29 protein-coding genes are annotated in these 25591 nt (G+C 42.7%); 18 read left to right on the top strand and 11 right to left on the bottom strand.

From position 1 onward, the window contains the following. Positions 1-20: 20 nt before the first annotated feature. The 8 genes from nosZ to J1N09_RS01930 all read left to right on the top strand — a co-directional run bounded on the left by nosZ (position 21) and on the right by J1N09_RS01930 (position 6757). Positions 21-1979 carry a Sec-dependent nitrous-oxide reductase gene (gene nosZ, locus J1N09_RS01965; RefSeq protein WP_265197719.1) on the top strand — a complete coding sequence of 653 codons (1959 nt, stop codon included), beginning with the start codon at positions 21-23 and terminating at the stop codon, positions 1977-1979. A gap of 143 nt (positions 1980-2122) precedes the next feature. Then, positions 2123-2764, top strand: a complete 642-nt coding sequence (locus J1N09_RS01960) for a hypothetical protein (protein ID WP_265197718.1) — start codon at positions 2123-2125, stop codon at positions 2762-2764. Continuing rightward, positions 2761-3192, top strand: a complete 432-nt coding sequence (locus J1N09_RS01955; protein ID WP_265197716.1) for a nitrous oxide reductase accessory protein NosL — start codon at positions 2761-2763, stop codon at positions 3190-3192. The genes J1N09_RS01960 and J1N09_RS01955 overlap by 4 nt, the downstream gene beginning before the upstream one ends. A gap of 1 nt (position 3193) precedes the next feature. Beyond that, entirely contained in the window at positions 3194-3487 is a 294-nt protein-coding gene (locus tag J1N09_RS01950; RefSeq protein ID WP_265197715.1) for a cupin domain-containing protein, read from the top strand. A gap of 126 nt (positions 3488-3613) precedes the next feature. Beyond that, positions 3614-4813, top strand: coding sequence for a nitrous oxide reductase family maturation protein NosD (locus tag J1N09_RS01945; RefSeq protein WP_265197714.1), 1200 nt, complete (start codon positions 3614-3616; stop codon positions 4811-4813). Further along, entirely contained in the window at positions 4800-5510 is a 711-nt protein-coding gene (locus tag J1N09_RS01940; protein ID WP_265197712.1) for an ABC transporter ATP-binding protein, read from the top strand. Before J1N09_RS01945 ends, J1N09_RS01940 begins: the two co-directional genes overlap by 14 nt. Beyond that, on the top strand, positions 5503-6285 hold the full coding sequence (locus J1N09_RS01935; protein WP_265197710.1) for an ABC transporter permease: 783 nt from the start codon (positions 5503-5505) through the stop codon (positions 6283-6285). Before J1N09_RS01940 ends, J1N09_RS01935 begins: the two co-directional genes overlap by 8 nt. A 46-nt stretch (positions 6286-6331) precedes the next feature. Beyond that, positions 6332-6757, top strand: coding sequence for a YybH family protein (locus J1N09_RS01930; protein WP_265197708.1), 426 nt, complete (start codon positions 6332-6334; stop codon positions 6755-6757). A 154-nt stretch (positions 6758-6911) separates the two neighbouring features. Here the strand turns inward: J1N09_RS01930 and J1N09_RS01925 are convergent, their stop codons facing one another. From J1N09_RS01925 to ruvC, 6 genes are read right to left on the bottom strand one after another with little or no spacing between them, the layout of a single operon-like run. Next, positions 6912-7271, bottom strand: coding sequence for an MmcQ/YjbR family DNA-binding protein (locus tag J1N09_RS01925; RefSeq protein ID WP_265197706.1), 360 nt, complete (start codon positions 7269-7271; stop codon positions 6912-6914). Continuing rightward, positions 7272-8201, bottom strand: a complete 930-nt coding sequence (locus tag J1N09_RS01920; RefSeq protein WP_265197705.1) for a transglutaminase domain-containing protein — start codon at positions 8199-8201, stop codon at positions 7272-7274. Then, a complete protein-coding gene (locus J1N09_RS01915) occupies positions 8188-8817 on the bottom strand; it encodes a DUF4230 domain-containing protein (RefSeq protein WP_265197704.1) in 630 nt (209 codons plus the stop codon). Before J1N09_RS01915 ends, J1N09_RS01920 begins: the two co-directional genes overlap by 14 nt. Positions 8818-8828: 11 nt before the next feature. After that, a complete protein-coding gene (locus tag J1N09_RS01910; RefSeq protein ID WP_265197703.1) occupies positions 8829-9581 on the bottom strand; it encodes a cyclase family protein in 753 nt (250 codons plus the stop codon). 25 nt (positions 9582-9606) lie between these two features. After that, positions 9607-10737: a radical SAM family heme chaperone HemW gene (gene hemW / locus J1N09_RS01905; protein WP_265197700.1), complete on the bottom strand. Its 1131-nt coding sequence runs from the start codon at positions 10735-10737 to the stop codon at positions 9607-9609. Between the two features lie 9 nt (positions 10738-10746). Beyond that, complete coding sequence (gene ruvC / locus J1N09_RS01900) at positions 10747-11298, bottom strand: crossover junction endodeoxyribonuclease RuvC (protein ID WP_265198105.1); 552 nt, start codon at positions 11296-11298, stop codon at positions 10747-10749. A gap of 50 nt (positions 11299-11348) precedes the next feature. Here ruvC and J1N09_RS01895 point away from each other — a divergent pair, with 50 nt between their 5' ends. The 3 genes from J1N09_RS01895 to J1N09_RS01885 are packed head-to-tail and all read left to right on the top strand — an operon-like array spanning position 11349 to position 14312. Continuing rightward, a complete protein-coding gene (locus tag J1N09_RS01895) occupies positions 11349-12260 on the top strand; it encodes a flippase-like domain-containing protein (RefSeq protein WP_265197699.1) in 912 nt (303 codons plus the stop codon). Further along, positions 12257-13384 (top strand): glycosyltransferase family 2 protein, encoded by a 1128-nt coding sequence (locus J1N09_RS01890; protein WP_265197698.1) that lies wholly within the window; start codon positions 12257-12259, stop codon positions 13382-13384. The genes J1N09_RS01895 and J1N09_RS01890 overlap by 4 nt, the downstream gene beginning before the upstream one ends. A 43-nt stretch (positions 13385-13427) precedes the next feature. Beyond that, entirely contained in the window at positions 13428-14312 is an 885-nt protein-coding gene (locus tag J1N09_RS01885; protein ID WP_265197697.1) for a hypothetical protein, read from the top strand. Here J1N09_RS01885 and J1N09_RS01880 read toward each other — a convergent pair whose 3' ends face one another. The 3 genes from J1N09_RS01880 to J1N09_RS01870 form a co-directional block, all read right to left on the bottom strand. Further along, positions 14313-14792 (bottom strand): hypothetical protein, encoded by a 480-nt coding sequence (locus tag J1N09_RS01880; protein ID WP_265197696.1) that lies wholly within the window; start codon positions 14790-14792, stop codon positions 14313-14315. 103 nt (positions 14793-14895) lie between these two features. After that, on the bottom strand, positions 14896-16317 hold the full coding sequence (locus J1N09_RS01875; protein ID WP_265197695.1) for a M56 family metallopeptidase: 1422 nt from the start codon (positions 16315-16317) through the stop codon (positions 14896-14898). Next, positions 16314-16679 (bottom strand): BlaI/MecI/CopY family transcriptional regulator, encoded by a 366-nt coding sequence (locus J1N09_RS01870; RefSeq protein ID WP_265197694.1) that lies wholly within the window; start codon positions 16677-16679, stop codon positions 16314-16316. The genes J1N09_RS01875 and J1N09_RS01870 overlap by 4 nt, the downstream gene beginning before the upstream one ends. Before the next feature lie 105 nt (positions 16680-16784). On the opposite strand from J1N09_RS01870, the gene J1N09_RS01865 reads away from it, so the two are divergent. Next, a complete protein-coding gene (locus tag J1N09_RS01865; protein ID WP_265197693.1) occupies positions 16785-17297 on the top strand; it encodes a DUF456 domain-containing protein in 513 nt (170 codons plus the stop codon). A gap of 5 nt (positions 17298-17302) precedes the next feature. Here the strand turns inward: J1N09_RS01865 and J1N09_RS01860 are convergent, their stop codons facing one another. Next, on the bottom strand, positions 17303-17926 hold the full coding sequence (locus tag J1N09_RS01860; protein WP_265197692.1) for a lipoprotein signal peptidase: 624 nt from the start codon (positions 17924-17926) through the stop codon (positions 17303-17305). Positions 17927-18064: 138 nt separating this feature from the next. Here J1N09_RS01860 and J1N09_RS01855 point away from each other — a divergent pair, with 138 nt between their 5' ends. Beyond that, positions 18065-19234 carry a hypothetical protein gene (locus J1N09_RS01855; protein WP_265197691.1) on the top strand — a complete coding sequence of 390 codons (1170 nt, stop codon included), beginning with the start codon at positions 18065-18067 and terminating at the stop codon, positions 19232-19234. Between the two features lie 25 nt (positions 19235-19259). Here J1N09_RS01855 and J1N09_RS01850 read toward each other — a convergent pair whose 3' ends face one another. Further along, a complete protein-coding gene (locus J1N09_RS01850) occupies positions 19260-19811 on the bottom strand; it encodes a nitroreductase (protein ID WP_265197690.1) in 552 nt (183 codons plus the stop codon). A gap of 138 nt (positions 19812-19949) precedes the next feature. Here J1N09_RS01850 and J1N09_RS01845 point away from each other — a divergent pair, with 138 nt between their 5' ends. The 5 genes from J1N09_RS01845 (at position 19950) to J1N09_RS01825 (ending at position 25583) form a co-directional block, all read left to right on the top strand. Beyond that, positions 19950-20624: a TetR/AcrR family transcriptional regulator gene (locus J1N09_RS01845; RefSeq protein WP_265197689.1), complete on the top strand. Its 675-nt coding sequence runs from the start codon at positions 19950-19952 to the stop codon at positions 20622-20624. Positions 20625-20630: 6 nt separating this feature from the next. Then, the gene (locus J1N09_RS01840) at positions 20631-22289 is read left to right on the top strand and encodes a peptidase domain-containing ABC transporter (protein WP_265197688.1); all 1659 of its coding nucleotides are present in this window, start codon (positions 20631-20633) and stop codon (positions 22287-22289) included. A 10-nt stretch (positions 22290-22299) separates the two neighbouring features. Further along, positions 22300-23655 (top strand): HlyD family secretion protein, encoded by a 1356-nt coding sequence (locus J1N09_RS01835; RefSeq protein ID WP_265197687.1) that lies wholly within the window; start codon positions 22300-22302, stop codon positions 23653-23655. Positions 23656-23690: 35 nt separating this feature from the next. Continuing rightward, positions 23691-25055: a TolC family protein gene (locus tag J1N09_RS01830; protein WP_265197686.1), complete on the top strand. Its 1365-nt coding sequence runs from the start codon at positions 23691-23693 to the stop codon at positions 25053-25055. A gap of 78 nt (positions 25056-25133) precedes the next feature. Continuing rightward, a complete protein-coding gene (locus J1N09_RS01825) occupies positions 25134-25583 on the top strand; it encodes a hypothetical protein (protein WP_265197685.1) in 450 nt (149 codons plus the stop codon). Positions 25584-25591 lie beyond the last annotated feature (8 nt).

Genomic DNA, 25591 nt, shown 5'->3' with positions numbered 1-25591 from the left:
ACTAATCAAAAAATATCACAATGAAGAAAATTAAATATTTATTTGGCAGCCTAGTGGCTCTTGCCGTAATGCTGGCAGGGTGTAATCAGGGCACTAATTCAGGTAATGGAGCATTGTCTTCCAGTGCAGCAGAAAAAGTATATGTTGCTCCGGGAGAACAAGATGAATTCTACGCCTTCCTATCCGGAGGGTACAGTGGAAACCTTACTGTTTACGGATTACCATCCGGAAGAATGTTCAAGGAAATTCCGGTATTCTCACAATTCCCTACGTCTGGGTACGGATATTCAGAAGAAACCAAACCAATGTTGAATACCTCTCACGGATTTATCCCCTGGGATGACCTTCACCACCCTGACATTTCACAAACAAACGGTGAACTTGATGGTCGTTGGATCTTCGTAAACGGGAACAATACTCCCAGGATCGCACGCGTAAGCCTGAAAACATTCGAAACCGAAGAGATCATTGAGATCCCTAACAGTGCCGGTAATCACAGTTCTGCTTTTATTACAGAGAATACAGAATATGTGATAGCGGGAACGCGTTTTTCTGTTCCTGTTCCACAAAGGGACATGTCGATTAAAGAATACAAAGGGAACTTCAAAGGTGCATTGAGCTTTATAAGCGTAGATCCTGAAAATGGTCGGATGGACCTGAAATTTCAAGTGATGATGCCAGGTTTCAATTATGACCTGTCCCACCCCGGAAGAGGAGAATCTCACGGGTGGCATTTTTTCAGTACTTATAATACGGAGGAGGCTAATTCACTTATGGAAGTGAATTCGTCGCAAAACGACAAGGATTTTATCGCGGCAATTAACTGGAAAAAGATAGAAGAGTATGTGAATAACGGTGGTGGCACCAAGATGGCCACAAACTATGCTCACAATGTGTATGATGAGCATACTCATACCGGAACTTCCACTATGAAAAATGAAGTTTTAACGGTGGATCCTACAAAAGTTCCTGATGCCGTTTTCTTCCTTCCAACTCCGAAATCCCCTCACGGATGTGATGTTGACCCATCCGGTGAATATATAATCGGAGCCGGTAAACTCTCAGCAGATCTTACGATCCACTCCTTTACCAAAATGCTGGACGCCATAGCAAACAAGAAGTTTGACGGTGAAGCCTACGGTATTCCTATTCTCCAATACGAGGATGTGATGGCGGGTGTAGTTAAAAGTGGCGGATTAGGCCCATTGCATACCGAATTTGACGGCAAGGGCAACGCTTACACTACATTCTTCATCTCTTCTGAAGTTGTAAAATGGGAATTGGGAACCTGGGAAGTCATCGATAGGAAACCAACGTATTACTCTGTTGGACACTTGATGATTCCTGGAGGTAACTCTCGTAAGCCATTTGGTAAATATGTTGTTGCCATGAATAAGATCACAAAGGACCGTTATCTGCCAACTGGACCGGAAATGGAACACTCAGCGCAGATATATGACATCTCGGGCGATAAAATGCAATTGATCTATGATTTCCCAACCCATGGTGAACCTCATTATGCAGCAGGATGTCCGGCGGAGTTGTTGGCCTCCAATTCACAGAAGATCTATCGTCTGGATGAAAACAAACACCCGTATGCGGTTACAAATCCATCGGAAGCAAGAGTAGAACGTGACGGAAACGTGGTACATATTTATATGAGCACCATCAGAAGCCACTTTACTCCAGACAATATCGAAGGAATTAAAGTCGGTGACAAAGTGTACTTCCATATAACTAACCACGAACAGGATTTCGATGTTCCTCACGGATTCTCGATGATTGGTCAGAACACATCAGAAATACTTATTATGCCAGGGCAAACTAAAACATCACTTTGGGAACCAAAGAAAGTTGGAGTTTGGCCATTCTATTGTACCGATTTCTGTTCCGCACTACACCAGGAAATGCAAGGGTATGTGCGGGTATCACCAGCATCTAGCAATATCGAACTTTCATGGTCGCTAGGTGAAGATTAGATTGTTTTTGATATGGAAATATCTATTGATTAGTGATTAATACCATATTTCCAAGAAGGCGGAAGTGACATTACTTCCGCCTTCTCTCTCAAAAAATTACTATCGCTAAGCACAAAATCGCTCATATCCTTAATTAAATTTCGATGAAAAAAGCTAGTATTATTATGATAGCTGGTCCGCTGATGTTGTTGGGTTTGTATGTATTCCCATTATGGACCATCATGTTGGGTGCACCTCAGTATCCTGATCCACTGGGCATGAACATTCATATCAATGGTATAAGGGGAGTCAACGAATTCGACATTCAGAATATCGATGGTCTGAACCACTATATCGGGATGAAGACCCTACCGAAACCGGAAGAAATGTGGGAGTTTAGCACTTTTCCAATTGTCATAGGCATAATGATAGGCCTGGGAGTATTAATCGGAGTGCTTGGGTATCTTAAAAAAGTTAATTACAAATGGTTCCTGGGTTGGTTCATTGTGATGTCCATTTTAGGTGTTTTAGGTATGTACGATTTTAATGCCTGGATGGTGGATTACGGTACTAATTTGGACCCAAATGCTATAATGAAACTTGCAAATCCGGACGGAACCCCAATGACTTACAAACCACCTTTGTTCGGACATACCAAAATGTTGAATTTCGATGTAACCTCCTTACCTTCTACCGGCGGATGGATGATGTTTACTGGAATGATGCTAACTGTGGTTGCTTATGTAATTGGTTGGAAAAACCATAAAGCAGTCGCCAGAAAACCAAGAGAAGTTCAAACATCATGAAAAAAATATTGATTATACCACTATGTGCTTTCCTCCTTTCCTGCACGTTAGGATCATCAAAAATCGTCTATGGTGAACAGTCCTGTCATTTTTGTAGAATGACCATAGTAGACAAACAGCATGCAGCTCAATTTGTAAACGATAAAGGCAAGACCTACAATTTCGACGCTGCCGAATGCTTGGTCAATTATCTCAATGGTGTAGACGAAGAGAGTATCGGGATGCTGCTGGTTACCGACTACAATGAACCTGAAAGCCTGATCGATGCAACTTCGGCCACTTTTATAATTTCTGAAGACATGCCCAGTCCGATGGGAGCAAATTTGTCGGCCACTTCAAACAAAGAGGAAGCAGATGGCCTACTTCAGAATAAAACCGGCGAGTTATATACCTGGGATGAATTATTAGTATACTTCAAAGAAATGTAATATGTACTCAATAGATACTAGAATAAAAGATAGCACTTTTGAAGGTCTCAAAGTTCAAAAACTATGGACAAACAACACTGCCGAGACCTTGTTGATCGCCATGGATGAGGGAGTTGACTTTCCTGAGCATACTTCTCCTCGTGATGCACTTCTGATTGTACTAGAAGGCACATTCGAGTTTAAAATTCAGAAGAAAAATATCATACTCACAACAGGTGATGCCTTCACTTTTCCCGCGGAAGAGCCTCATGAAGTGCATGCTCATAGCCCATCTAAATTCCTAATTATTCGCTAGTTATTTCTCGAAACTCAGGACAGTCTGTGAATATTAATTATTTGTCGTAACATTGATTAAGGAACCCTCGTTTTGAATTGGATCTTCGTATATATCTGCATATTTTTTATTGTCCCACACACAGGCATGCTTCAAGCCGAAACTATTCGTGTTTGCAAGAAATGTGAGGCTTCAACGATCAAGGAAGGGATTCTCAAGGCAGCTCCCTACGACACCGTCCTGGTTCAGAAAGGAACCTATAAAGAAGTAGATATCCGCATAGACAAGCCGCTTGTACTAAAAGGTGAGAATTATCCCTTGATCGATGGTGAGTTCAAGGGTGAGATTATCACCATCGTTTCGGATGACGTTACCATTGATGGGCTGTTCATTATCAATGTTGGCACCAGCTATACTAAAGATTACGCAGCGGTCCGAGTGACCAGGAGTGAGAACTTTCTGCTTCAGAATTTGGTGCTTGAGAAGTTATTCTTCGGAATATACCTGGAGAAATCCAACAATGGCAGAATCTACCACAACAATATTTTAGGCGACGCCGAAGAGGAATACAATTCGGGTAATGGCATCCAATTATGGTATAGCAACAACATCGAGATAGAACACAACACTATCTCTCGTGTTCGGGACGGCATATACCTGGAATTTGCAAATAACTGTACCATTCGGAATAACAAAAGCGTAAACAACATCAGGTACGGCCTCCATTTTATGTTCTCAAACAACGATGTTTACTCTAATAACACTTTTGAGAACAATGGCGCCGGGGTGGCGGTGATGTTTTCGAAGGAGATCACCATGCACAACAACGTGTTCCAGGACAACTGGGGTACGGCTTCCTATGGTATGTTGTTGAAAGAGATCAACGATTCCGAGATCATTGGAAATACCTTCAAAGATAACACGGTAGGCATCAATATCGAAGGTTCGAATCGGGTTACCTATAAAGGAAATGATTTCATAGGGAATGGATGGGCCATAAAATCACGTGGTGCTTGCTATACCAATCTTTTCCTGGAAAATAATTTTCTTTTCAACTCCTTCGACCTCTCCTACAACAGCAGGCTGAACGACAATAAATTCGAGAACAATTACTGGAGCAATTACGCGGGCTATGACCTGGACAAGGATGGGATCGGCGACATTCCCTACCGGCCTGTGAAATTGTTTTCCTATGTCGTGAACAACACTCCCGAGGCTATAATCCTATTACGGAGTTTGTTTGTGGATATCATTGATTTTTCTGAAAAAGTTTCTCCTGTTTTTACACCGGATAACCTGGTAGACCAATTCCCTAAGATGAAACCATTCGCACATGATAGAAATTAGCCAGCTATATAAGAAGTTCGGGAAGAACGAGGTGCTCAAAGGTGTAGATCTGGAAATTCAAGAGGGAAAGATCGTGGCCGTACTCGGACCAAACGGATCCGGGAAAACTACAATCATTAAAAGTATCCTTGGAATGGTTGTGCCTAACAATGGGGACATCAAACTGAACGGCGAATCGATACTGAAAAAATGGAGATACAGGGATTCCATCGACTATCTGCCCCAGATCGCTAACTTCCCTCACAATCTTACGGTAAAGGAACTGATAGGTATGATCAAGGACCTTCGGAAGCAAAAAAAGGCCGAAGATACACCGCTCATCAAACTCTTTAAACTGGAACCCTTCTTAAACAAGAAGTTAGGAACCCTTTCAGGTGGAACAAAGCAGAAAGTAAACATCCTTTTAACCTTTATGTTCAACAGTCCGTTGATCATCCTGGATGAGCCTACTTCCGGTCTCGATCCTATTTCGCTTCTGCGGTTAAAGGAGTTGATAAATTCAGAAAAGAAAAAAGGAAAAACCATAGTTATCACCTCCCACATTATGAGTTTTGTGGAGGAGGTGGCGGAGGAGATCGTGTTTCTACTGGAAGGAAAGATCTATTTCAATGGGACTATTTCAGAATTAAAAAAGAAGACGGAACAACCCGATTTCGAACACGCCATCGCGTCCATCCTAACACAATCCTATGCTTAAGATACTTAAATACAGCTTTTACGATCTCATGCGTAGCCGCTGGAGCTATGTATACTTCGTCTTCTATCTGTTGTTAGGGTTCGTGCTGTTATTTCTGAACAATAACGTCTCCAAAGCTGTTATTACCCTCATGAACGTAATCATCATTCTAACCCCCCTCATAGGTACGATCTTCGGGGTGATGTATTACTACAATTCGAAAGAGTTTACCGGGTTATTGCTGGCACAGCCGATTAAGCGGTCTACTATTTTCTTAGGACAGTATTTTGGAGTGGCCCTCTCGTTGTCTATGAGCCTTGTTGTAGGGCTTGGAATTCCTTTTATAGCGTATGGAATTTTTATGTCGGATGCCATCTGGGATTTCGGTTTGCTGTTAGTAACAGGTGCTTTCCTCACCTTCATATTTACCGCCTTATCCTTCAATATCGCCTTACGTAACGAGAACAGGATCAAAGGATTTGGTTATGCTATTTTGCTTTGGCTATTTATGGCTGTGATCTACGATGGGATCTTCCTGATGTCACTGATGATCTTCGAAGACTATCCCTTGGACACTTTTTCTCTCTCGGCAACCATGTTCAACCCTATCGACCTGTCCCGGGTGTTGATATTACTAAAACTAGACATTTCAGCCTTGATGGGATACACAGGCGCCATATTTCAAAAATTCTTCGGAACCAACTTCGGAATGTTCCTGTCTATCGGTGTCCTTGCCTTATGGGTGCTTATCCCGGTTTGGTTCATAAGAAGAGTTGCACGTAGAAAGGACTTCTAGGAGGTTGGTATTTGAAATAGTATATTTATTCTGAAAATATCACTTCATGAAAAAATATCTATTCGTACTATTCGCACTTTTCACAATTACTATCCATGCCCAGTCACCGGACGAAGCGGCCATCCTCGAGGTGATGAAACAGCAGGAAGAAGCCTGGAACAATTTCGACCTGGAAGCATTTATGGAAGGTTACTGGAAGAGTGATTCTTTAAAATTCTTCGGAAAGAGTGGTGTGACCCACGGCTGGGAGCAAACCCTGGAACGGTACAAAAAAGGATACCCGGATAAAAGTAATACCGGAACACTCAATTTCAAGATCGAGGAGATCTCCCCAATCGAAACGAAAAGTTACTACGTTATGGGAAGATACTATCTTACCCGTGACGCAGGCGATGCCGAGGGAATCTTTATGATCATCTTCCGAAAGATCGATGGGGAGTGGAAAATTATTTCGGACACTTCTTGTGGGTAGGAGTTGAAAGTTTAAAGTCAGAAGTTAGAAGTTAGAAGTTAGAAGTCCCAAATAAACAAATCCATGAATAAACGAACCAACAGGTCTATTGATATTTGGAGATTGAAAGTTGAGATTTATTTGTGATTTGTATTTTGAGTTTTGAAGTTTGAGATTATAGGTTCTTTAATTCTTCCTTCAATTTTTTAGTAAGCCCGGCAACCACCAGCTCATAGGAATGATCAATTAGTTCGTAGATCAGGTTCCTCGGCACATTACTTGCTATCTCCACAGTATTCCAGTGCAGTTTACTCATATGAAACGCTCCGAAGATGAGGCCGTCGTATTCTTCACGCAAACTGGCAGACCGTTCCGGGTCGCATTTGAGGTTTACTTGAGGCGGAACACGCTCCAGGCCTGTGAGTGCGAACATCTTTCCCATGACCTTAAAGACAAGGGTGTGCTCATCAAAAGGAAAGGACTCTGTAACTCCTTTTTTGGCAAGGCAATAATCTCGGAATTCTTCTAAATGCATCTACTTCACTTTATAAGCAAGAGCCGGTTTATCATTGAAGTATATTAATAAATTCCGCAGTCCCAGTTCGAACGGAACTGTAAAACGAAGTATTCCGTTGTCGTTCTCCGAATCTATCTTCACTTTTTCCTTTCCGAAGGAATAAGCAACTTCTACTGGCTCATTCCAACGAATCCCGAAGTCGATCTGCCCAAGACTATTTTCAGTGCTGATAATACCCGAAAGTGGCATTTCGATATCGTCCTGTGACATTCCTTTCTGAATAATGAGCGGCCAGTTTGCATAGACCTCCCTCGGTACCATGGACCCCAGGAAGGTATCTTCCTGCAATTCGGGATAGTGGGTATTTATGAATAATTCCGGTGCTGTTTTAAAATAGAAATAGCTGGGTTCTTTTATGAATTTCCCCTGGTATTTACCGGCACCCCAGGTAGGATCGAACAAATACCCCTGTCCATCTATCACTGCCACATTCCACATGTGAATCTTTTTGAAAGGGCGTCCAATATCATTGAAATGGGTCTTAATATCACCTCGTACGAGATAATTACTGATCCCCTGCATACTACAGAGTTTTTCGAACAGCATTGCATACCCCTCGCAAACGGCTACTCCTTCACTCAGGGTGCGTTTGATAGTTTGCTCACGTACTTTTTCCTCTTTGGAATTCCGCTCGCGGTAATTCTTGAAATTGTAGTTGAATTTCTTGTACTCGTCCGGATCGTAAGCTACATTCTTAATGATCCAGGTGTAGATCCCCCGTACCTTCTCATCGTCGGTTGCAAAATCACGTGTGATCATGGCCGATAGATCTTCGATGTCCTCGAAGGACTCAGGGTATAATTCGATGGTGGCATCCACACGAGAATAATCCTGAGCATAGGTAATTAAACCGATCAGCAAGCAAAGGAAGAGGCTAAGTCGTTTCATTGGAACCTGATAGTAAATTTGGGTCATTTTGACCCAATAATAAGTCAGAATAATCTAATTTCCAATTAATTGTCTCTACAAGTTTCTCAATTAGCTGAATGGTTTCCATAGCCTGTTTGGACGCTTCCTCGAGTAATCCGCTCCCCGGAACCTTCTCAATAATGTGGTTTTTTGCTTCTTTGTTGATCTCGGTAAGATCGGATGCCGTAAAGGGATTAGCCCAACCGTCTTTTTTATCGTAATACTTGAAATCCGTTTCTACGGTAAGCAGTTTTGGTTGTGGGAAATTACTCAGTTTGATGGTTTTTGTTTGAACATCCGACTCCATCTTTAACTGGCTCAGATCAAAACCCACATAGGCTTTCGCCTCTATTACCACCAGGGCTTTCTTCTTTCCAAGCAGCAGGTTAACCCATTTGCTCTTCAGGTTCTCATAGTGATAGATTTCGGAGAAATCACCTTCAACCGTAACCAGTTTGAAAACTGTTCGGATCCGTTCCATAAGAACAACCGATTGTGCATTTGAGCGTTTCTTGCGTCTCCCGGCATTATACCGAACAAACACGAAGTAGGCCAGAATGGCTCCTATGGCTAGTCCTAAAAAAAGGTATTCCATAAATTTTATCGTTAGATGGACATGATCTTGTACAATACTGGCCTACTGGGTGTGGCATCGTTCACGAACGGGGCCGTTTGAATATTTAACAAATAGGTGCCGTCGTTGATACGATTGGACACATAGATGAATTCCGTTATGGTTGCATTCATCCTGGGCGCTTCCGGATAATTCCAAAAAGCTTTGTGTGCTTTTAACTTTCCATCGTCTTTCTCCTTGTCCACCGAGGGCAAATCAATCAATAAGTGTTCCACTCCTATTTTTCGAATGAAGTTTGCTGCGCCTTCTTCGAGATAAGGCCAGTTGGTATTAGAATACTTCCGGGAACGTTTGGAAGAAGTATTCGGCAGGGTCCGGATCACCAATGCATCCGGAGAATCACCGCTTAGAATACTCGAGAGTTGTTTACGTGAGATCACCATATCCGTTCCTTTCAGTTCAGGGGCCACGGTGATCACTCTCGCTATTGCAAAATATTGCTTCAGCGCTTTCTGAACCGAATAGAACTCTTCGGTGATGTGTCCTACGCATTCGGTATGGGTTCCATGTGCATGTGGATTGAATTTGATGTTGTTGAAATTCACCGATGCTCCCTTGGCTACGCTTCCCGTCCAGTCTTCCTGCTCTACCGCCTCGATCACTGGTTTTTCCAGGTACCAGGCAACAGGATTTTTCGAAGTTCCGCTTAATGGAATAGAAATATCCAGCGGTTTGGACAGGTCCACTCTGTAGGTGATGTTGTTATGTACCAATGACGCTATCATGCTCAGCTTCTACTTTCCTGAATAATCAAGATTCTAAATTTACTAAGAATAAATCAGCCGCAATTCCATCCGTAAGGAATTTTCCTTTTTTGGTGACTTTTAAAATTTCCCCATCAGAAAACAAGAGGTGACTTTCCAGATGTGGCTGTGCCTGTTCCCCGAGATATTTAAAATACGGTTTACCGAAGGAAGCTTCCACCTCTTTCCATACAACTCCGGTTGCGGTTCGCAGGCGTGTCATTATATATTCGTTGTACTTGTCCCTTTTGGACAAACGCTCGGTTTCTACTGCCAATGAACCTTCTGTGATCGCCTTGATATATTTAGTGTTGTTGGCAATATTCCACTTTCGCACATCTCCATCGTAGCTATGAGCCGAAGGGCCAATTCCCAGGTAGGGCTTTCCGTGCCAATAGGCCATATTGTTCCTGGAGAAGTAACCCGGTTTCCCAAAATTGGAAAATTCATAGTTCTCATATCCGTGGGTCTCCAGGGTTTCCACTAAAAGTTGGTGGTGCGACTGGGCAAGCTCATCGCTTACCGGAGGAACCAGACCTTTCTCAATGAATTTCTTCAGGGCTGTTCGGGGTTCCACGGTAAGGGCATAGCAACTGAGGTGGGGCACATCGAATTCCAGGGCTTTGTCGAGATTCTCATTCCATCGTTCTTCACTCATCTCCGGGATACCGTAGATAAGATCGATACTGTAATTATCGAAATGTTTTTTTACTTCGGAAATACATGCAGTGGCTTCTTTCGCATTGTGTGCGCGATTCATGAGTTTGAGATCCTGTTCAAAGAACGACTGTATTCCTATGCTCAGTCGGTTTACGGGTGAACTTGCAATTTCACGAATTCGCTCAATCGACAGATCGTCCGGGTTGGCTTCCAAAGTGACTTCAGGAGAATCGATAACCTTGAAATATTTATAGATAGAGTCGAAGATCTGCTGAATCTCTTCAGAAGTAAGTAAACTGGGAGTACCACCCCCGAAATAGATGGTTTCAATAGGGCCTTCAAGCTCGTCCTTCCGAAGGAATAGTTCTTTGCAAATGGCTTCTATCATATCGGCACGCTTCTTCAGTGATGTCGAGAAATGAAAGTCACAGTAATGACAGGCCTGTTTGCAAAACGGAATGTGAATGTAAATACCCATTGTTTCGCCTTAATCCACCCTGTCTTCATTCTGTTTAACAAAGGCCGACCATCCTGTGTAGCTTTTCCCCGTTTGAATCTTTCCGGCATTGTAAAAATGGCAAACTGCAGCGGCGAGTCCGTCGGTACTATCGAGGTTCTTCGGAAGTTCCTTTAGTTCTAAAAGGCTCTGTAGCATTTTGGCTACCTGTTCCTTGGAGGCGTTTCCATTGCCAGTGATCGCCATTTTGATCTTCTTAGGGGAATATTCGGTAATTGGCACCTGTCTGGAAAGCCCTGCCGCCATGGCAACACCCTGCGCCCTGCCCAGTTTGAGCATAGACTGCACATTCTTTCCGAAAAAGGGCGCTTCAATGGCTATTTCATCCGGGTGGAAGGTATCGATTAGCTCTACTGTGCGTTCGAAGATGTGCTTAAGTCGTACATAGTGATTGTCGTATTTCGACAGCTGAAGTTCGTTCAGTTGCAGGAACTGCATCTTCTTACCTACCACTTTAATGAGACCAAAACCCATAATGGTAGTTCCGGGATCGATCCCGAGTATAATCTTTTCCGAATTCACTACTTTAGCCATAGATGAGGCCGCTTTCCAACAAATCTAAGCATTATGGGTTGATTGCCCTAAAAGTTTTGATACTTGGAGCTACCTTCTGGTTTATTTTCAATAGGCTCTCGTCCCTGGATAGAACCGCATGGGAAACTTTCAGCACTGCTCTTTCGGGACAGAATCTCACCTACATCCTACTATTCATATTAGTTGCCGGTTGCAATTGGTTACTGGAAATCACTAAATGGCGAACGATAGTAAGCCCAATTCGGAAAATCAATTTCAGGGAATCAGCCAGGCATTGTTTATCCGCTTTAAGTGCCAGCCTCTGGACTCCAAACCGCATAGGGGAATACGGGGTGAAAGCATTGTACTTTCACAAGGAAGAACGAAAGAAGGTCATGGTACTGAATTTGTTTTCCAACCTTTCCCAGATGTTCGCTACCCTCCTCTTCGGGATACCGGGTTTACTGTATTTTGTTTTTCGCTACCAAATCGATATTCCTGCATGGAAACCACTTTTAATTCTCACAATCGTACTTTTGCTGCTGGTTTTCGGTTATGCATTCAGAAAAAAACAACTTTTAATACGGGGACTTACAATACAAAAGCTATTGAAATTCATCACAAGCATTTCTCTTGAGGTAAGGTCCCGTGTGGTCCTTTTATCCTTATTTAGGTACATAGTATTTGCAAGTTTGTTTTACCTGCTACTGGTTTTCTTCGGAATAGAAATTGGATTGAGCCAATCGATTCCTCTAATCACTGCGATGTATCTTATAGCTTCGGTCCTGCCATCTTTTTTCTTTACTGAAGTAGCTATTAAAGGCGGGGTGGCACTTTGGTTGTTTTCGATGGCCGGATACAACGAGATCCCGGTGCTCTGCACCGTGACTGCCATGTGGCTGCTAAATTTTGTGTTCCCGGCGGTTTTGGGCAGCTTCTATGTTGGACAATTCAAACTGGCATCAACATGATAGTCGCAGGAATATTTTTGTTATTGGTTTATTCCGCAATTCTCTTATGGCATCGTTTGGGGGATTATAAAGTGAAAACCCTCTTTTACCGAAATGCGGAATACACCGTACAATTTTCAATTGTAGTAGCCTTTAGGAACGAGGAAAACAATTTACCAATCTTACTCCAGTCACTTTTGAACCTTGATTATCCATCGGACCGATTCGAATTGTTGCTCGTTGACGATGATTCTACAGACAATTCCAGGCAGATAATTAAACAAACTCTTCAAAAGAAAGATATTAACTGGCAAATAATTACACCTGAGCGAATAAGTAATTCACCTAAAAAGGACGCAGTCACAACCGGAGTGAAACAGGCTAAATTCGACTGGATTGTAACTACGGATGCCGATTGCAAGGTCCCAGTGAACTGGTTGGTTGGGTTCAGCCATAAAGTAAGCACAGTACAACCGCTGATGATCTGCGGACAGGTATTTGTTGAAGAAAGCAAGGATTTTTTCTCTGAATACCAGAAATTCGAAATGCTGGCGTTACAGGGAATAACCAAAGGTAGTTTTGGTTGGAATCGTCCTATGCTCTGTAACGGTGCCAACTTTGCCTATTCCAGGGATGCATTCTTAGAGGTAAACGGTTTTGAAGGCAACAATAACATGGCCAGTGGCGATGATGTCTTCCTGATGCAAAAATTCCGGGAGTCTTTTAATGGGCAGGTCTTTTTTCTGAAAGACCCCGAACATACGGTTATTACCACTCCAGTAAAGGGTTTCGGAAATATGCTCGCCCAGCGTATTCGATGGGCTGCCAAAACTACCAAGATGAAAGGCAAGCAAATTAAATGGACGGGCTTGTTCATTCTTTTAATGAACTTATGGTTAATCGTCGGCCTGGTATATTTCCCACTCTTTAATCGTGAATTTATACTGGAATACCTTTTATTTTGGTTTATTAAACTGGTTTTTGACGATTGGTTTGCGACGGATAGTGCCGAAAGTCTGCGTCCGGGAATAAGCAGAAAGCGCGTATTTTTAGTTGGCCTGGTTTACCCTTTCATTTCCAGTTACATAGCAGTTAGGAGCCTGTTTGGTGGTTACCGCTGGAAAGGGCGGGATTTCAAACGCTAATTCAATATTTTTTTTACCTTTAACCGAATCAAATCTAGCCCATATGAAACGCCTACTCCTTATATTCAGCTTTGTACTGGCGAGTTGCACATTTACATTTAGTCAGCAGCAATATACCGTAGACGGTGAGTCCTATTCACTCCAGACAGAAGTGGACGGTACTATCGAACTCCTTTGGAATGTGATCGACGATGAATATCGCTATTTCATCAAAAAAGGTAATGACATAGCCGAATTGAAGAACACACGAACCGATTCGGGTTATAGCGAGGAATACAAGGATGTGCTTCGTTTGTTCACAAGGGATTCCCAGGGAGATGTGGATAAAACCAAATTGACCCTCGCCAGCCTTCGCAATTATTTCCGAAGTTATAATAAGCGAGTGGATGCTTCCTACGATGATTCCACGGAAAACATAGACCTTAAACTTAGACTTGGGCCCTTTGTAGGTGTATCGAATGCAATATTCACCCAAAATACCGAAAACGCGACCTTGTTTACCGCAGGTGCCGACCTGGAACTGGTAGACGAGGTGAAACTCAGGAGGCATTCGGTGGTGCTTAGATTTAAGCAAACCTTCGAAAACAGCGACTTCACATACAATGCCTCTCAATTCTCACTGAACTACCGGTTTAAGTTCATCAAATCGGAAACGGTGGATGTATTCGTGAATGGTAAGTTTGTTGCTTATACCTATTCCGAAAGAGATTTTGAGGTTACAACCACAGTCGATGGAATGACCACTACCTTCATCCAATCTGCTTCGGGTGGTGATCTCAACGTACCGGGAACATTTGGGATAGGTGCCGATATTCAGTTAGGCAGCGGACAATTGTTCATCACCTATAACGATATTGTTGGTGTTGGTGTGGACAGCAATGGGGAATTTCCAATAGACTTCTCGGTGGGATATAAATTCGGACTTTAATTACTGCGTCTGAATCACTATAGGCAGGCTGAATTCTGTTTTAACCGGAACCCCTTTTTTATTGGCCGGTTCAACAAGTTGAAGGGAATCGATCCGACGTATTACTTCAGATTTGAAATTCGGAAAATAGCGAGTTAGTAAACTGTCCATTTCAATTTCGGTCACACTTAATTTAGAAGTTTCGGAAACGTGTAAACGCACCCAAATCGTATCGATGAACGTAGCATCCAATCCTATAGCAGTTTCATTCTTAATACCAGACAAAGCATTTCTTATTTCATCACTAAAACATCTTTTCTGCTCCTCTTTGTCAATTAGATCAGTACAATTAGGGAACGCCGGATATTGATCAACATCGTTCCAATCTATGGTCTTTATGTCCTGTTCATAAAATGTTTCAGAAGATATCTTTTCAGTCTCAAAAAACTGGCATGATGTAAGGAGAAACAGTAAACTCAATATGGGAAGTCCTACTTTCATTCGATTCGGCTACGGTCCGAAAGTACAAATTTAACCCAAAAGGATGCATTAAAAAAGGCAGGAACCTGTGGATTCCCGCCTGTCTATTAACCACTAAAACCTACTATTCGTCCATTTCGAAGATAATAGGCAAGGCGAATTCAACGGTAACTTTCTTACCCTTGTGCTCTCCCGGGATCATTTCCGGTAATGTCTCAATAACTCGAATCGCCTCATCGATAAGTTCACTGTGCTGGGCCTTCGCCTTTACCTTGTCTATCTTGCCCGTATCTGTGATGTTGAAATGAACAATGATGCGCTGTTTCCCCGAAATTTCGGAATCTTTGGAAACTTTGGTATTAAAGTTCTGTACTACGAAATTCGCTACTTTCTGGGTAAAACATTTCTTTGATGCATCATTTGAAAGCCCTTCACAACCTGGAAAGGTAGGCACACGATCAATTGTGGCGAATGCCAGTTTCTGCTGCCCGTTGTTCTTACTGTCGAAATGCAAGTTACCAGTGTTATCCACATCCCCATAAGCCTTTGTATAAAGGGATTTCAAGGCTTTTTGCTCTTCTTCAGAAAGATCCCCTTTGGCCGCTATCGATGCTTTAAGTGCCTGAATATCGTTAATGATATCGGTGTTTGTACCCGCCACAAAATCATTGGTTTCATTGGTGGAAACTGGTTCGGTCTCCTGAGCACAGGAGGTGTATATGAGCATTCCACATATAATGGGAAGGATCATTAGGTATTTTAGTTGGAAGATTCGTTTTGAGTTTGATTTCTGTAACATGATGATTCGATTTTTGATTAATGAATGTTTAAAGAATGTATTGATGAATGAAATTGATTCGGTTTGAAAGACCTGTGACAGTATTTCCTGGTAATAAGCCTTACGCTCGTTTGCCCTCGCAACTTTTCGGTCGGCAGTGAACTCGTGCAAGGCCGATATGCGTTTCTGAAAGATGTAGACCAGGGGATTGAACCAGAATACAATGCGCAGGAGTTCGAATAGAATTAAATCGAAGGTATGGCGCTCCTCCACATGGATGCGTTCGTGAAAAAGTATATGTGTTTTTTGTTTTTCTGAAAGGTTCTCTCCTAGGTAAATGGTATTGAAGAATGTAAAAGCCGTATCGCTGCGGGGAATTATTCTTACACCGGAAACAGCATTCAACTCTGTATAAGAACTTCTTCGAATTCTTACTATTCTGAAGCATTTATAGGTGAACCATAGAGTGCTTAGCGCAGCACCAGTAATCCAAACCAGCATCCAGGGAAACTGAAACGCGGTTTCTACAATCTGTTCGGTTGCCGGGGCATTACCCACAATAACAGCAGGCAACTGAAAAGTGTATTCCATGGGAATTGCTTCCCGAAGGCTTCCGATACGGATAAATGGTAGTACCAGGCTGAGTATGGGCGTGATAAGCAAATAGACACGATTCCAGTTAAAAAAGGTCTCTTTCCGAAGAAATAGATCGTACAGCACTAAAAATAAAAGTTGGAACGCTATGGTCTGAATGATGAAATGTGTCATGATTTCTCGTCTTTATTGATCTCCTTCATTATTGCTTCCAGTTCATTAATACTGATATCATTCTTCTTCATAAAAAATGAAACCATGCTCTTAAACGATCCCTGGAAGTAGCCATCAACCAGTTTATTGATAGATTGGTTACTGTATTCCGACTTCTTCACTAACGGAAAGTAAATATGACCCCTGCCTGCCTTGCGATAATCCACAAAATTCTTGCTTTCCAGGATGCGAACTATGGTAGAAACCGTATTATAGGCCGGTTTGGGTTCCGGAAGTTCCTCTATAATGGCGGCTACATTGGCTTCGCCAAGATCCCATAGTATCTGCATGATGTCCTCTTCTGCTTTAGTGAGCTGTTTCATATTGAACGATTTACGGACTCAAATATAACTAAATATTTAGTTTAAACTAATTTATTAGTTAAAAAGTTGTAACAGAAGTGTAATTTTAACATCTAATGTATTCGTATGGATATCATATTACTTGTTGTTGGTTTACTGTTAATGCTCATCGGGATATTGGGAAGCATATTACCCGTGATCCCAGGGACACCTATTAGCTGGCTTGGGCTTATAGTACTTTACCTGGCCCCTTCCATCGAATTCGACTGGACCTTTATTATCATTACAGGGATAGTTGCTATAGGGATTTACATACTGGATTACATCATCCCGGCCATTGGAACAAAGAAGTTTGGCGGCAGCAGGGCGGGTGCCTGGGGAACTATTATCGGACTCATTGTCGGGATCATTGCTCCTATTCCCTTTGGTATCCTGATCGGGCCATTCCTGGGAGCACTCGTAGGGGAAATGGCATTTAACCAAACGGACGGCCCCAAGGCGTTAAAAGCAGCTTTCGGTTCTTTCATTGGATTCCTGGCATCCACATTCATGAAACTCTTTGCAACTCTTGTATTCCTGCTATTGTTTTGCTGGAAGGTTTGGGAATACCGAGGGGTTCTTTTCGACTTTAGCGGTTAGATAAATTATAAGGAGAACTTTTTAGAAAAAGCTCCGAGAAATATTATCCAGATTACCCCAATAGTAATGGAAAGATCAGCAAAGTTGAAGATATAATTGTTGAAACGGAACACTTCTCCCCCAACCCATGGCACCCAATCCGGCCAGTAAGTATCGATTATCGGGAAATAAAACATATCGACAACGTGCCCGTCGAAGAACGAGCTGTATCCCCCATCCTCGGGTAGAAACTCGGCTACAGTCTGGGTTGTAGATCTCGAAAAGATCACTCCGTAGATCAAACCGTCGATAATATTACCTATCGCTCCTGCCGTTATCAACGCCAGTGAGATAACAAACGAAAATCGCTTGTCATCCTTCAGAGATTTAAAGGTGTAATACAACAGTCCTGAACCTGCGAGAATACGAAATACCCCAAGGAATATCTTTCCCGCCCGGCCTCCGAATTCGAGTCCGAAAGCCATTCCATAATTCTCAGTGAATTTGATCTGCGCCCAATCCAGCCCGAACATATTGAAGCCTCCATCCAAAGGATAGGAGGTCTTTACATAAAATTTAATCGCCTGGTCGAGGATAAGAACCAAGGCAATTAAAAGGCCGATAGAAAGGGTCTTTCTTTTGTTATTCATCCACAATTTTTTGCTGCTGCAAATATAGAATCATTTTACGAATAGGGAGGTACAAAACCTTTATTGAAACCATTAATATTTCTGAAGTTAATGATGACATTTCAAATTTCCTTCGATGGTAGAATAAACATCCAGATCATGAAACATATCAAACTTCTACTGATTGCCCTTTCCACTATCCTCCTGAACAGCTGCCTTAATTTTGCCCAGGAAGGTACAGAAGACGAAGGTTACGGATACGAATATTCCGAAGAATACGATGAAATGAATAAGCAGGAAACTTCAACTATGACTAATAGCAACAACCCGATGGCTTCAAACAAGATCGAAATGAAAACGGTCATGGACAGTAAGCGAAATATACCGATGAGTCAATTACCCCTGCCCGCTTCATGGCAGATAGATAACAGCAACCCGGCTATTTTCCTAACAGGACCAAATGGTATTAGAGTTGACTATCTGAAGAATCAGACCTTTATGTGGACAGATGACCCTTATTTTCAGCAGATCTATGCCCAAAGCGGATCCCAACTTCGCAGGAGAACAACACTAAAAAATTTGTTTCCACAGGACTTTACACCTCAGCTTCAACAAAACGGGTTCAAGGTGGTTAAGCAATACAACCTCCCCGAACTGGCGCGTAAGGATGGTGAATATTCCAATCAACTTTATCAATCGATGCCTTCTCAAAAGGAGTTCGATGCCCTGGCAGTGGAACTTAACGGACCTAATAACCAGTCCCTATTAATTATTCTCCGTGGATTTAGCAGTTTTAGCCAGGGACTTATGATCTGGGGCTACCACGGCATGGTACTTCAATCGCCGACCAATGATTTCGAAAATTCGAAAAATGCTCTAATCAACGGACTTCTGAAGACCCAGCACAATCCGGCTCAGATCGCGGCCTACAACCGTGAAGAGCAGCAAAAGTCACAAGCCAGCTGGAGTTCCCACAATCGGCGTATGGCCCAGAACCAACAGAACTTCAATGCCCAGCAGGCCGCATTCAGAAACTCGAGTAATGCTGTGAATAAATCTATGATGGAAACCTGGAGGAACAATAATGCAGCATCGGATCGCGCACAAAGTCAGTATGTCAACGAGGGTATCTGGGACCAAACAACCAAGTCCAACCCAAATACCGGGCAGCAATATTACGTAGATAATGATGCGAATAACTACTGGATGAATTCAAACGGAGAATACATAAGTACGGATGATGCTTTGTACAATCCAAACCTCGACTCCAATTATAAAAACCAGGACTGGACGGAGATGGAGGATCCGGACGGTGGAGGAGGATATTAACCGCTCGTCCCGAATTTAGCCGGAATTATACCCAGGTCGTCTTCTCCTCGATCTGGGTTTTTCTTTCTCCATCAGGTAGTTTACCGTCGAACTTTCCCATATAGAAAAACCCAAGACAGCGCTCTTCGTCGTTCAGGGTAATGTGTTCCCCTAAGAACTTCATATAGGAAGGCGAGCTCCAATAGGCCCCTATACCCAAGCTGTGGGCCGTTAGCCACATATTCTGAACCGCCATGGCCGTGGCCGCGATCTCTTCCCATTCCGGTACCGACTCCTCCGGGTCTCTTTGCATGCAAATGGCGATAATACAAGCCGATTGATACGATTTGTCTATGATCTTTTTCTGCTTGAACTCCGAATACTTCGCAGTCGTCTCTTTGTATTTCTCGGCAAGAAACGCTCCCAAACGAAGTTTAGCCTCTTCTCTAAATACCTTAAAACGCCAAGGTTCTGTTCTTCGATGTGTAGGTGCCCAGTTAGCGGATTCAAGTATAGCTCGGAGTTCGACTTCGGTTATTTCTTCGGAATTGTATTGAGCTGGAAATACCGCCCTTCTTGATTTTATTATATCGATCATATAGCAACCTTTCTTTTCATTCGGGAAGTAAAAATATAACTTTTGAAGCTTGTGTAAGTTGGAAGTAGATGTTAAAATAAGTTAAATGCTCTCAAATATGATAGTAATACTATTATATTCGCGATCAAATAAGTTAATATGAAACAGTTGTTAGGAAATTTGAAGATTGCGGTACACGACAAACTGTATCTCAAGGACCCGGAGTCATCGCTCTTAGGCAAGAAGATCATCGAGCACAGCATACTCCTCATCGATGAGATCGGATTTGAAGGACTCACGTTCAAAAAACTTGGGACGGCCATTGGTTCGAACGAAAGTTCTGTGTATCGATACTTCGAAAACAAGCACAAGCTATTACTGTACTTAACGTCCTGGTATTGGGGTTGGATCGAGTATCAGCTGGTATTTGAAACCCATAGCATTGGAGATGCTTCCGAAAAGCTCGATAAAGCGATTGAGATCATTTGCAGGCCAATTGTTGAGGATTCATCCTATGCTCATATCAATGAAGTACTGTTAAACAAGATGGTGATCAATGAGTTTTCTAAGTCGTATCTCACTAAGGAAGTAGATGAGGAAAACAAGGAAGGCTATTTTTCCATTTACAAGAGATTGGTTCATCGCCTTGAGGAAATGATCCAGACGATCAATGCGGAATATAAATATCCTACGAGCCTAGCCAGCACGATCATTGAGACCTCTTTGCATCAGCAATTTTTAAAAGATCATTTCAAATCGATAACAAACTGTAACAATAAAATATCGACAGCGGATTTCTTATTGAATTTCGTTGCCAAGATCCTGAAAAAATAAATCGCTATGAACGAAAGAATGACTCCCTGGCAACGATTGATAAACATGCTTCAGCTGGATAAGAAAGATATCCTCCAGGTGTTCTATTACGCAATTTTCGCAGGTATTGTGAATCTCTCATTACCGTTGGGAATACAGGCCATCATCAACCTTATCCAGGGGGCGCAGATCAGCACTTCCTGGATCATACTGGTAATATTGGTAACTGTAGGTGTTGCATTTGGAGGAGTCCTCCAGTTAATGCAAATACGTATCATTGAAAATGTACAGCAGAAGATCTTCACCCGGTCTTCTTTTGAATTTGCATATCGATTTCCAAAAATAAAGATGAGTGAACTTAGGAATTTCTATCCGCCAGAGTTGGCCAACCGATTTTTCGATACGCTTACAGTTCAAAAAGGATTGTCCAAGATCCTGGTAGATTTTCCCGCAGCCTTGTTGCAGATCATCTTCGGATTATTGCTGCTTTCATTCTACCACCCTTTCTTTATCATCTACGGAATCCTACTCCTTCTGCTCATTTATGTGGTATTCAAATACACGGCCCGTAGAGGAATGGAGACCAGCCTGAGCGAGTCTAAAAACAAATATCGAGTGGCTCACTGGATCCAGGAAGTAGCCAGGTCTATCGTTAGCTTTAAGCTTTCAGGCAAGACCAAACTTGCGATGTCCAAGAATGACGACCTGGTTGCGGAATACCTGGAGAGCCGTGAGTCTCACTTCCGAGTGCTTCTACTGCAGTTCACCCAAATGATCGGATTTAAAGTACTTGTCACTGCCGGGCTTTTATTAATAGGTGGAATACTTGTACTGAACCAGGAAATGAATATCGGGCAATTCGTAGCGGCAGAGATTATTATCCTACTTGTGATAAGTTCAGTAGAGAAGCTGATCCTGGGCCTTGAGTCCTTATACGATATACTTACTTCGCTTGAAAAGATAGGGCAGGTAGTGGACAAGGACCTGGAGCCACAGGAAGGTGAAATGATCTTTGATTCGGATCAGGATTTCACTCTGGAACTTGATAAAGTAAACTATCACGTTGAAGGCGGAAGAAAGAAGATTCTTTCCAATATTTCGCTTGTAATCAATTCCAAATCACGAATCCTGGTAGAAGGTCACAGTGGTTCGGGCAAGTCGACGCTTCTTAGACTGATCTCGGGAATCATAGAGCCTTCCGAAGGAAACATTTATGTAAACAACATTTCCCTTAACGCGATTCAATTGAATCATTTCAGGGCGAATATTGGACAGTCACTCACCGAGGAATCTCCTTTCGAAGGAACACTGCTTGAGAATATCACTTTTGGAAATAAAGATGTTTCTAAAGATGATATTTGGTGGGCCATCGAAAACGTGGGACTGTCTGAGTTTGTAAAAAGTCAGCCAAGAGGTTTGGACACTGTGATCTATCCCGAAGGAAAACAAATTCCTTATACGGTAACAAAAAAGATCCTTCTGGCTCGTAGCATAGTAACCAAGCCGAAACTGCTCATCATGAAAGATCCGCTGGATCAATTCGACAAGTCAGAAGAACAAAGGATCATGTCGTTCCTTACTGATCCGAAACAGCCATGGGGATTAGTGGTGGTAAGTTACAATCCTGGTTGGGAGACACAGTGCAGTAGCATTTTACATCTTGAAAACGGAACTATAAAGATTTAACGAAACAGATATGCTGAATATATCACATAACAGGTTAAACCAAAAGGTAGATATCTCATCGTACAAAGCCGGTAAGAAGGTGTTTCACACGAGGCATTTCAAGTATTTCAATCGGTTTCTAAAGATCTTTGCGGGCATTACCATTATTACAATGTTCTTGCCCTGGACTCAGAATATAACTGGTAAAGGATATCTCACTACCCTCAAGCCGGACCAAAGGCCGCAAACCATTCAGTCTCCAATTCCCGGAAAGATTGAAAAATGGTATGTGCGAGAAGGAGACTTTGTAAAAAAAGGAGATACCATCCTTCATATTTCTGAGGTCAAGAACGAGTATTTCGACCCCAGGCTAATTGAACGTACAGGAATGCAAATTGAGGCTAAGGAATTATCTGTGGGCTCTTACAAGGAAAAAGTAAAGGCACTGGACGGACAGATAGCCGCTTTATCAAATGAGCGAAGACTCAAATTGGAGCAGGCCCAAAACAAATTGCTGCAAGCAAAGCTGAAGGTACAGAGCGACAGTATCGACCTGGAAGCCGCGAAGACCAATCTCAGCATTGCTGAGACGCAGTTCAACCGTACGCTAACCCTTCAGCAGGAAGGACTGAAAGCAATGACCGATGTAGAAGGCAAGCGACTCAAGCTCCAGGAAACACAGGCTAAACTCATCTCACAGGAAAACAAATTGCTGGCTAGCAAGAACGAAGTCATCAATGCCAGTGTAGAAATATCGAGGATCGGGGCTTCATACACTGAGAAGATCTCGAAAGCCAATAGTGATAAATTCACGGCTCAATCCAACCGGTTTGATGCGGAAGGCCAGGTAACAAAACTTGAGAATGCCAGGTCGAATTACGAGATCAGGAATGAGATGTACTACATTCGAGCCCCTCAAAACGGTTTTATCAATAAGGCCCTGAAGGCTGGTATTGGTGAGACGTTTAAAGAGGGCGAGCGGCTGGTAGCTATCATGCCTTCCGACTTTGAGATGGCTGTGGAAACCTACATCGATCCAATCGATATGCCTTTGATAATAGTTGGAGAAGAAGTTCGAATACAGTTCGATGGTTGGCCTGCGATCGTCTTTAGCGGATGGCCAAATGCTTCTTACGGTACCTACGGAGGTAAGGTTGTAGCAATAGAGAATTATATTTCCGACAATGGAAAGTATCGCATCCTGATTGCTCCGGATGAGGCAGATAACGAGTGGCCTGTCGACCTAAGAGTAGGTAGTGGTGCAAATACCATGGCCCTGCTCAACGATGTACCAATTTGGTTCGAGCTTTGGCGAAAACTAAATGGTTTCCCACCAGACTATTATCAACCAGAAGTGAATCCAAAAACCACTGAAGCTAAAAAATAATGAAAAAGCGATTGCTTGTATTCTTTTTTTTCACAATGTCATTCCAAGTGTGGTCTCAGGATTCCCTGATGCTGGGATTCCGGGAGTACCTCGGCTATGTTAAAAAGTACCACCCGGTTGTAAAGCAGGCAAATCTTACCATCGACATGGCCCAGGCTAATGTTATGAGAGCCAGGGGTGGTTTCGACCCTAAGGTGGAAGTAGATTACAGTCAGAAACAATTCAAAGGAAGTGAATACTACGATCTGCTAAACGCAACCTTCAAGATACCTACCTGGTACGGTATCGAGTTGAAGGCAAATTTTGAGCAGAACGAAGGGGAATTTGTAAATCCGGAGCGATTTGTACCCGATGAGGGATTGTACAGCGCAGGGGTCTCATTTTCTCTCGGACAGGGATTCCTTATGAACAAACGAATGGCTACCCTTCAAAAAGCAAAGTTCTTCAGGGAGCAAACTGCCGCAGATCAGGAGATCCTGGTGAACGAAGTGCTTTACGAAGCGTCATTGGCCTATTTTAAGTGGCTTAGGGCTTATAATGAAGTTAAGGTCTTTGATGATATCCTGGTGAATGCCCTTCAGCGATTCAATGGTGTTAAACGCAGTGCCGAAGCTGGCGACAGGGCCATAATCGACACTGTGGAGGCCAAGATCAGCTATCAGAATCGTTCACTGAGCCTGGAGCAAGCCAAAGTGAAATTCATGAAACGCAGCCTGGAGTTATCGAATTTCTTATGGTTGCAAGACAATATTCCATTAGAGCTGCAGCCTGGGGTAGTCCCTTCTGAAAATATTGAAACAGAAATCGATGCCACCCTGAATGTTACCGGCACGCCCCTTAGCGAGTTTACTCTGGAAACACATCCTAAGCTTAGGTCACTCGATCGAAAAATCGACGGTCTTAAAATTGATCGCCGACTAAAGGGAAACAGGCTATTACCGATTATCGATCTTAACTATAACTTTATTACCGCCACTCCTGAAATAGGCAACAGCTTTAATACTGCCGAATACAAGGGAGGATTGCGATTTGCTATGCCATTATTCCTTCGGAAAGAACGAGGAGAATACAAACTGGCCCGTCTAAAAGTAATCGATACGGAGTATGAAAGAACAACCACAGCGCTGTCGCTTCAGAATAAAATCACAGCCCTTTACAACGAGTTGGATTCCTTCGAGATCCAAAATGGCCTTATTGCCGATATCGTGACAAACTACGAACGGATGCTGACCGCCGAAGAGCGAAAGTTTTCATTTGGAGAGAGTTCTATTTTCCTGGTCAATAGCCGGGAGCAGAAATTAATAGAAAGCCGATTGAAGCAATTGGAAATTCAAAATAAATTTCTGGACACCAAAGCTCGATTGTTCAACACCCTCGTCCTACCGGCAGAGAATCTATAGGCAAGCAAAGGGTTGTAGTGGTTTTTTTCGTACCTTAAAGCTGTTAAATCCTTTAACATCAATTAAATTCACGCAGATATGAAAAAAGCAATGCTAATCATTTGCTGCGCTCTAGGGGCGATCGCCTTTATCTCAGCAGATAAGAACACTTCCTCGAATAGTGAAATGACCATCGAAGGTGTATGGGAGCTGCAGCATCAGTTCCTTTATGAGAATAATATAGTTAAGGATACTCTCATGAACCTAAATGGCTACCGACAAGTAAAAATATATACGAAAGGTAAGGTCATGTGGACCAGGTTTAATCCTGCCGATTCCAATGAATGGTTTGGGTATGGAACTTATGAGGTAAAGGATGGCAAACTTGAGGAACGGCTGGAATACGGTTCCGATGCGATGAATCGTGCTTTAGATACAGTTCAGGTATTTCGCTTCGACCTCGACCTGGGAAAAGATCGATATAGCCAGATTGTAATGGATAGTAACGGAGATCCTGAGTCTTCCGAGAACTATAAGCGAATCGAATAAAAAAAGGG

Origin of the sequence: Aureitalea sp. L0-47 (genome assembly GCF_026126405.1) — a bacterium.
In the GTDB taxonomy this organism is placed as follows: Bacteria; Bacteroidota; Bacteroidia; order Flavobacteriales; family Flavobacteriaceae; genus Pukyongia.
The sequence above is the reverse complement of the archived record's forward strand: the minus strand, read 5'-3'. Positions and strand labels throughout refer to the sequence as shown.

What these genes read in the sequence shown, in the direction of transcription:
- J1N09_RS01860 (WP_265197692.1), bottom strand. Translation starts at nt 17,926, where the DNA reads ATGAATAACAAAAGAAAGACCCTTTCTATCGGCCTTTTAATTGCCTTG.
- hemW (WP_265197700.1), bottom strand. Translation starts at nt 10,737, where the DNA reads ATGGGTATTTACATTCACATTCCGTTTTGCAAACAGGCCTGTCATTAC.
- J1N09_RS01945 (WP_265197714.1), top strand. Translation starts at nt 3,614, where the DNA reads ATGCTTCAAGCCGAAACTATTCGTGTTTGCAAGAAATGTGAGGCTTCA.
- J1N09_RS01935 (WP_265197710.1), top strand. Translation starts at nt 5,503, where the DNA reads ATGCTTAAGATACTTAAATACAGCTTTTACGATCTCATGCGTAGCCGC.
- J1N09_RS01920 (WP_265197705.1), bottom strand. Translation starts at nt 8,201, where the DNA reads ATGAAACGACTTAGCCTCTTCCTTTGCTTGCTGATCGGTTTAATTACC.
- J1N09_RS01960 (WP_265197718.1), top strand. Translation starts at nt 2,123, where the DNA reads ATGAAAAAAGCTAGTATTATTATGATAGCTGGTCCGCTGATGTTGTTG.
- J1N09_RS01915 (WP_265197704.1), bottom strand. Translation starts at nt 8,817, where the DNA reads ATGGAATACCTTTTTTTAGGACTAGCCATAGGAGCCATTCTGGCCTAC.
- J1N09_RS01875 (WP_265197695.1), bottom strand. Translation starts at nt 16,317, where the DNA reads ATGACACATTTCATCATTCAGACCATAGCGTTCCAACTTTTATTTTTA.
- J1N09_RS01950 (WP_265197715.1), top strand. Translation starts at nt 3,194, where the DNA reads ATGTACTCAATAGATACTAGAATAAAAGATAGCACTTTTGAAGGTCTC.
- J1N09_RS01955 (WP_265197716.1), top strand. Translation starts at nt 2,761, where the DNA reads ATGAAAAAAATATTGATTATACCACTATGTGCTTTCCTCCTTTCCTGC.
- J1N09_RS01910 (WP_265197703.1), bottom strand. Translation starts at nt 9,581, where the DNA reads ATGATAGCGTCATTGGTACATAACAACATCACCTACAGAGTGGACCTG.
- J1N09_RS01870 (WP_265197694.1), bottom strand. Translation starts at nt 16,679, where the DNA reads ATGAAACAGCTCACTAAAGCAGAAGAGGACATCATGCAGATACTATGG.
- J1N09_RS01865 (WP_265197693.1), top strand. Translation starts at nt 16,785, where the DNA reads ATGGATATCATATTACTTGTTGTTGGTTTACTGTTAATGCTCATCGGG.
- J1N09_RS01835 (WP_265197687.1), top strand. Translation starts at nt 22,300, where the DNA reads ATGCTGAATATATCACATAACAGGTTAAACCAAAAGGTAGATATCTCA.
- J1N09_RS01885 (WP_265197697.1), top strand. Translation starts at nt 13,428, where the DNA reads ATGAAACGCCTACTCCTTATATTCAGCTTTGTACTGGCGAGTTGCACA.
- J1N09_RS01855 (WP_265197691.1), top strand. Translation starts at nt 18,065, where the DNA reads ATGAAACATATCAAACTTCTACTGATTGCCCTTTCCACTATCCTCCTG.
- J1N09_RS01880 (WP_265197696.1), bottom strand. Translation starts at nt 14,792, where the DNA reads ATGAAAGTAGGACTTCCCATATTGAGTTTACTGTTTCTCCTTACATCA.
- J1N09_RS01925 (WP_265197706.1), bottom strand. Translation starts at nt 7,271, where the DNA reads ATGCATTTAGAAGAATTCCGAGATTATTGCCTTGCCAAAAAAGGAGTT.
- J1N09_RS01930 (WP_265197708.1), top strand. Translation starts at nt 6,332, where the DNA reads ATGAAAAAATATCTATTCGTACTATTCGCACTTTTCACAATTACTATC.
- J1N09_RS01840 (WP_265197688.1), top strand. Translation starts at nt 20,631, where the DNA reads ATGAACGAAAGAATGACTCCCTGGCAACGATTGATAAACATGCTTCAG.
- J1N09_RS01940 (WP_265197712.1), top strand. Translation starts at nt 4,800, where the DNA reads ATGATAGAAATTAGCCAGCTATATAAGAAGTTCGGGAAGAACGAGGTG.
- J1N09_RS01845 (WP_265197689.1), top strand. Translation starts at nt 19,950, where the DNA reads ATGAAACAGTTGTTAGGAAATTTGAAGATTGCGGTACACGACAAACTG.
- J1N09_RS01850 (WP_265197690.1), bottom strand. Translation starts at nt 19,811, where the DNA reads ATGATCGATATAATAAAATCAAGAAGGGCGGTATTTCCAGCTCAATAC.
- J1N09_RS01825 (WP_265197685.1), top strand. Translation starts at nt 25,134, where the DNA reads ATGAAAAAAGCAATGCTAATCATTTGCTGCGCTCTAGGGGCGATCGCC.
- nosZ (WP_265197719.1), top strand. Translation starts at nt 21, where the DNA reads ATGAAGAAAATTAAATATTTATTTGGCAGCCTAGTGGCTCTTGCCGTA.
- J1N09_RS01890 (WP_265197698.1), top strand. Translation starts at nt 12,257, where the DNA reads ATGATAGTCGCAGGAATATTTTTGTTATTGGTTTATTCCGCAATTCTC.
- J1N09_RS01830 (WP_265197686.1), top strand. Translation starts at nt 23,691, where the DNA reads ATGTCATTCCAAGTGTGGTCTCAGGATTCCCTGATGCTGGGATTCCGG.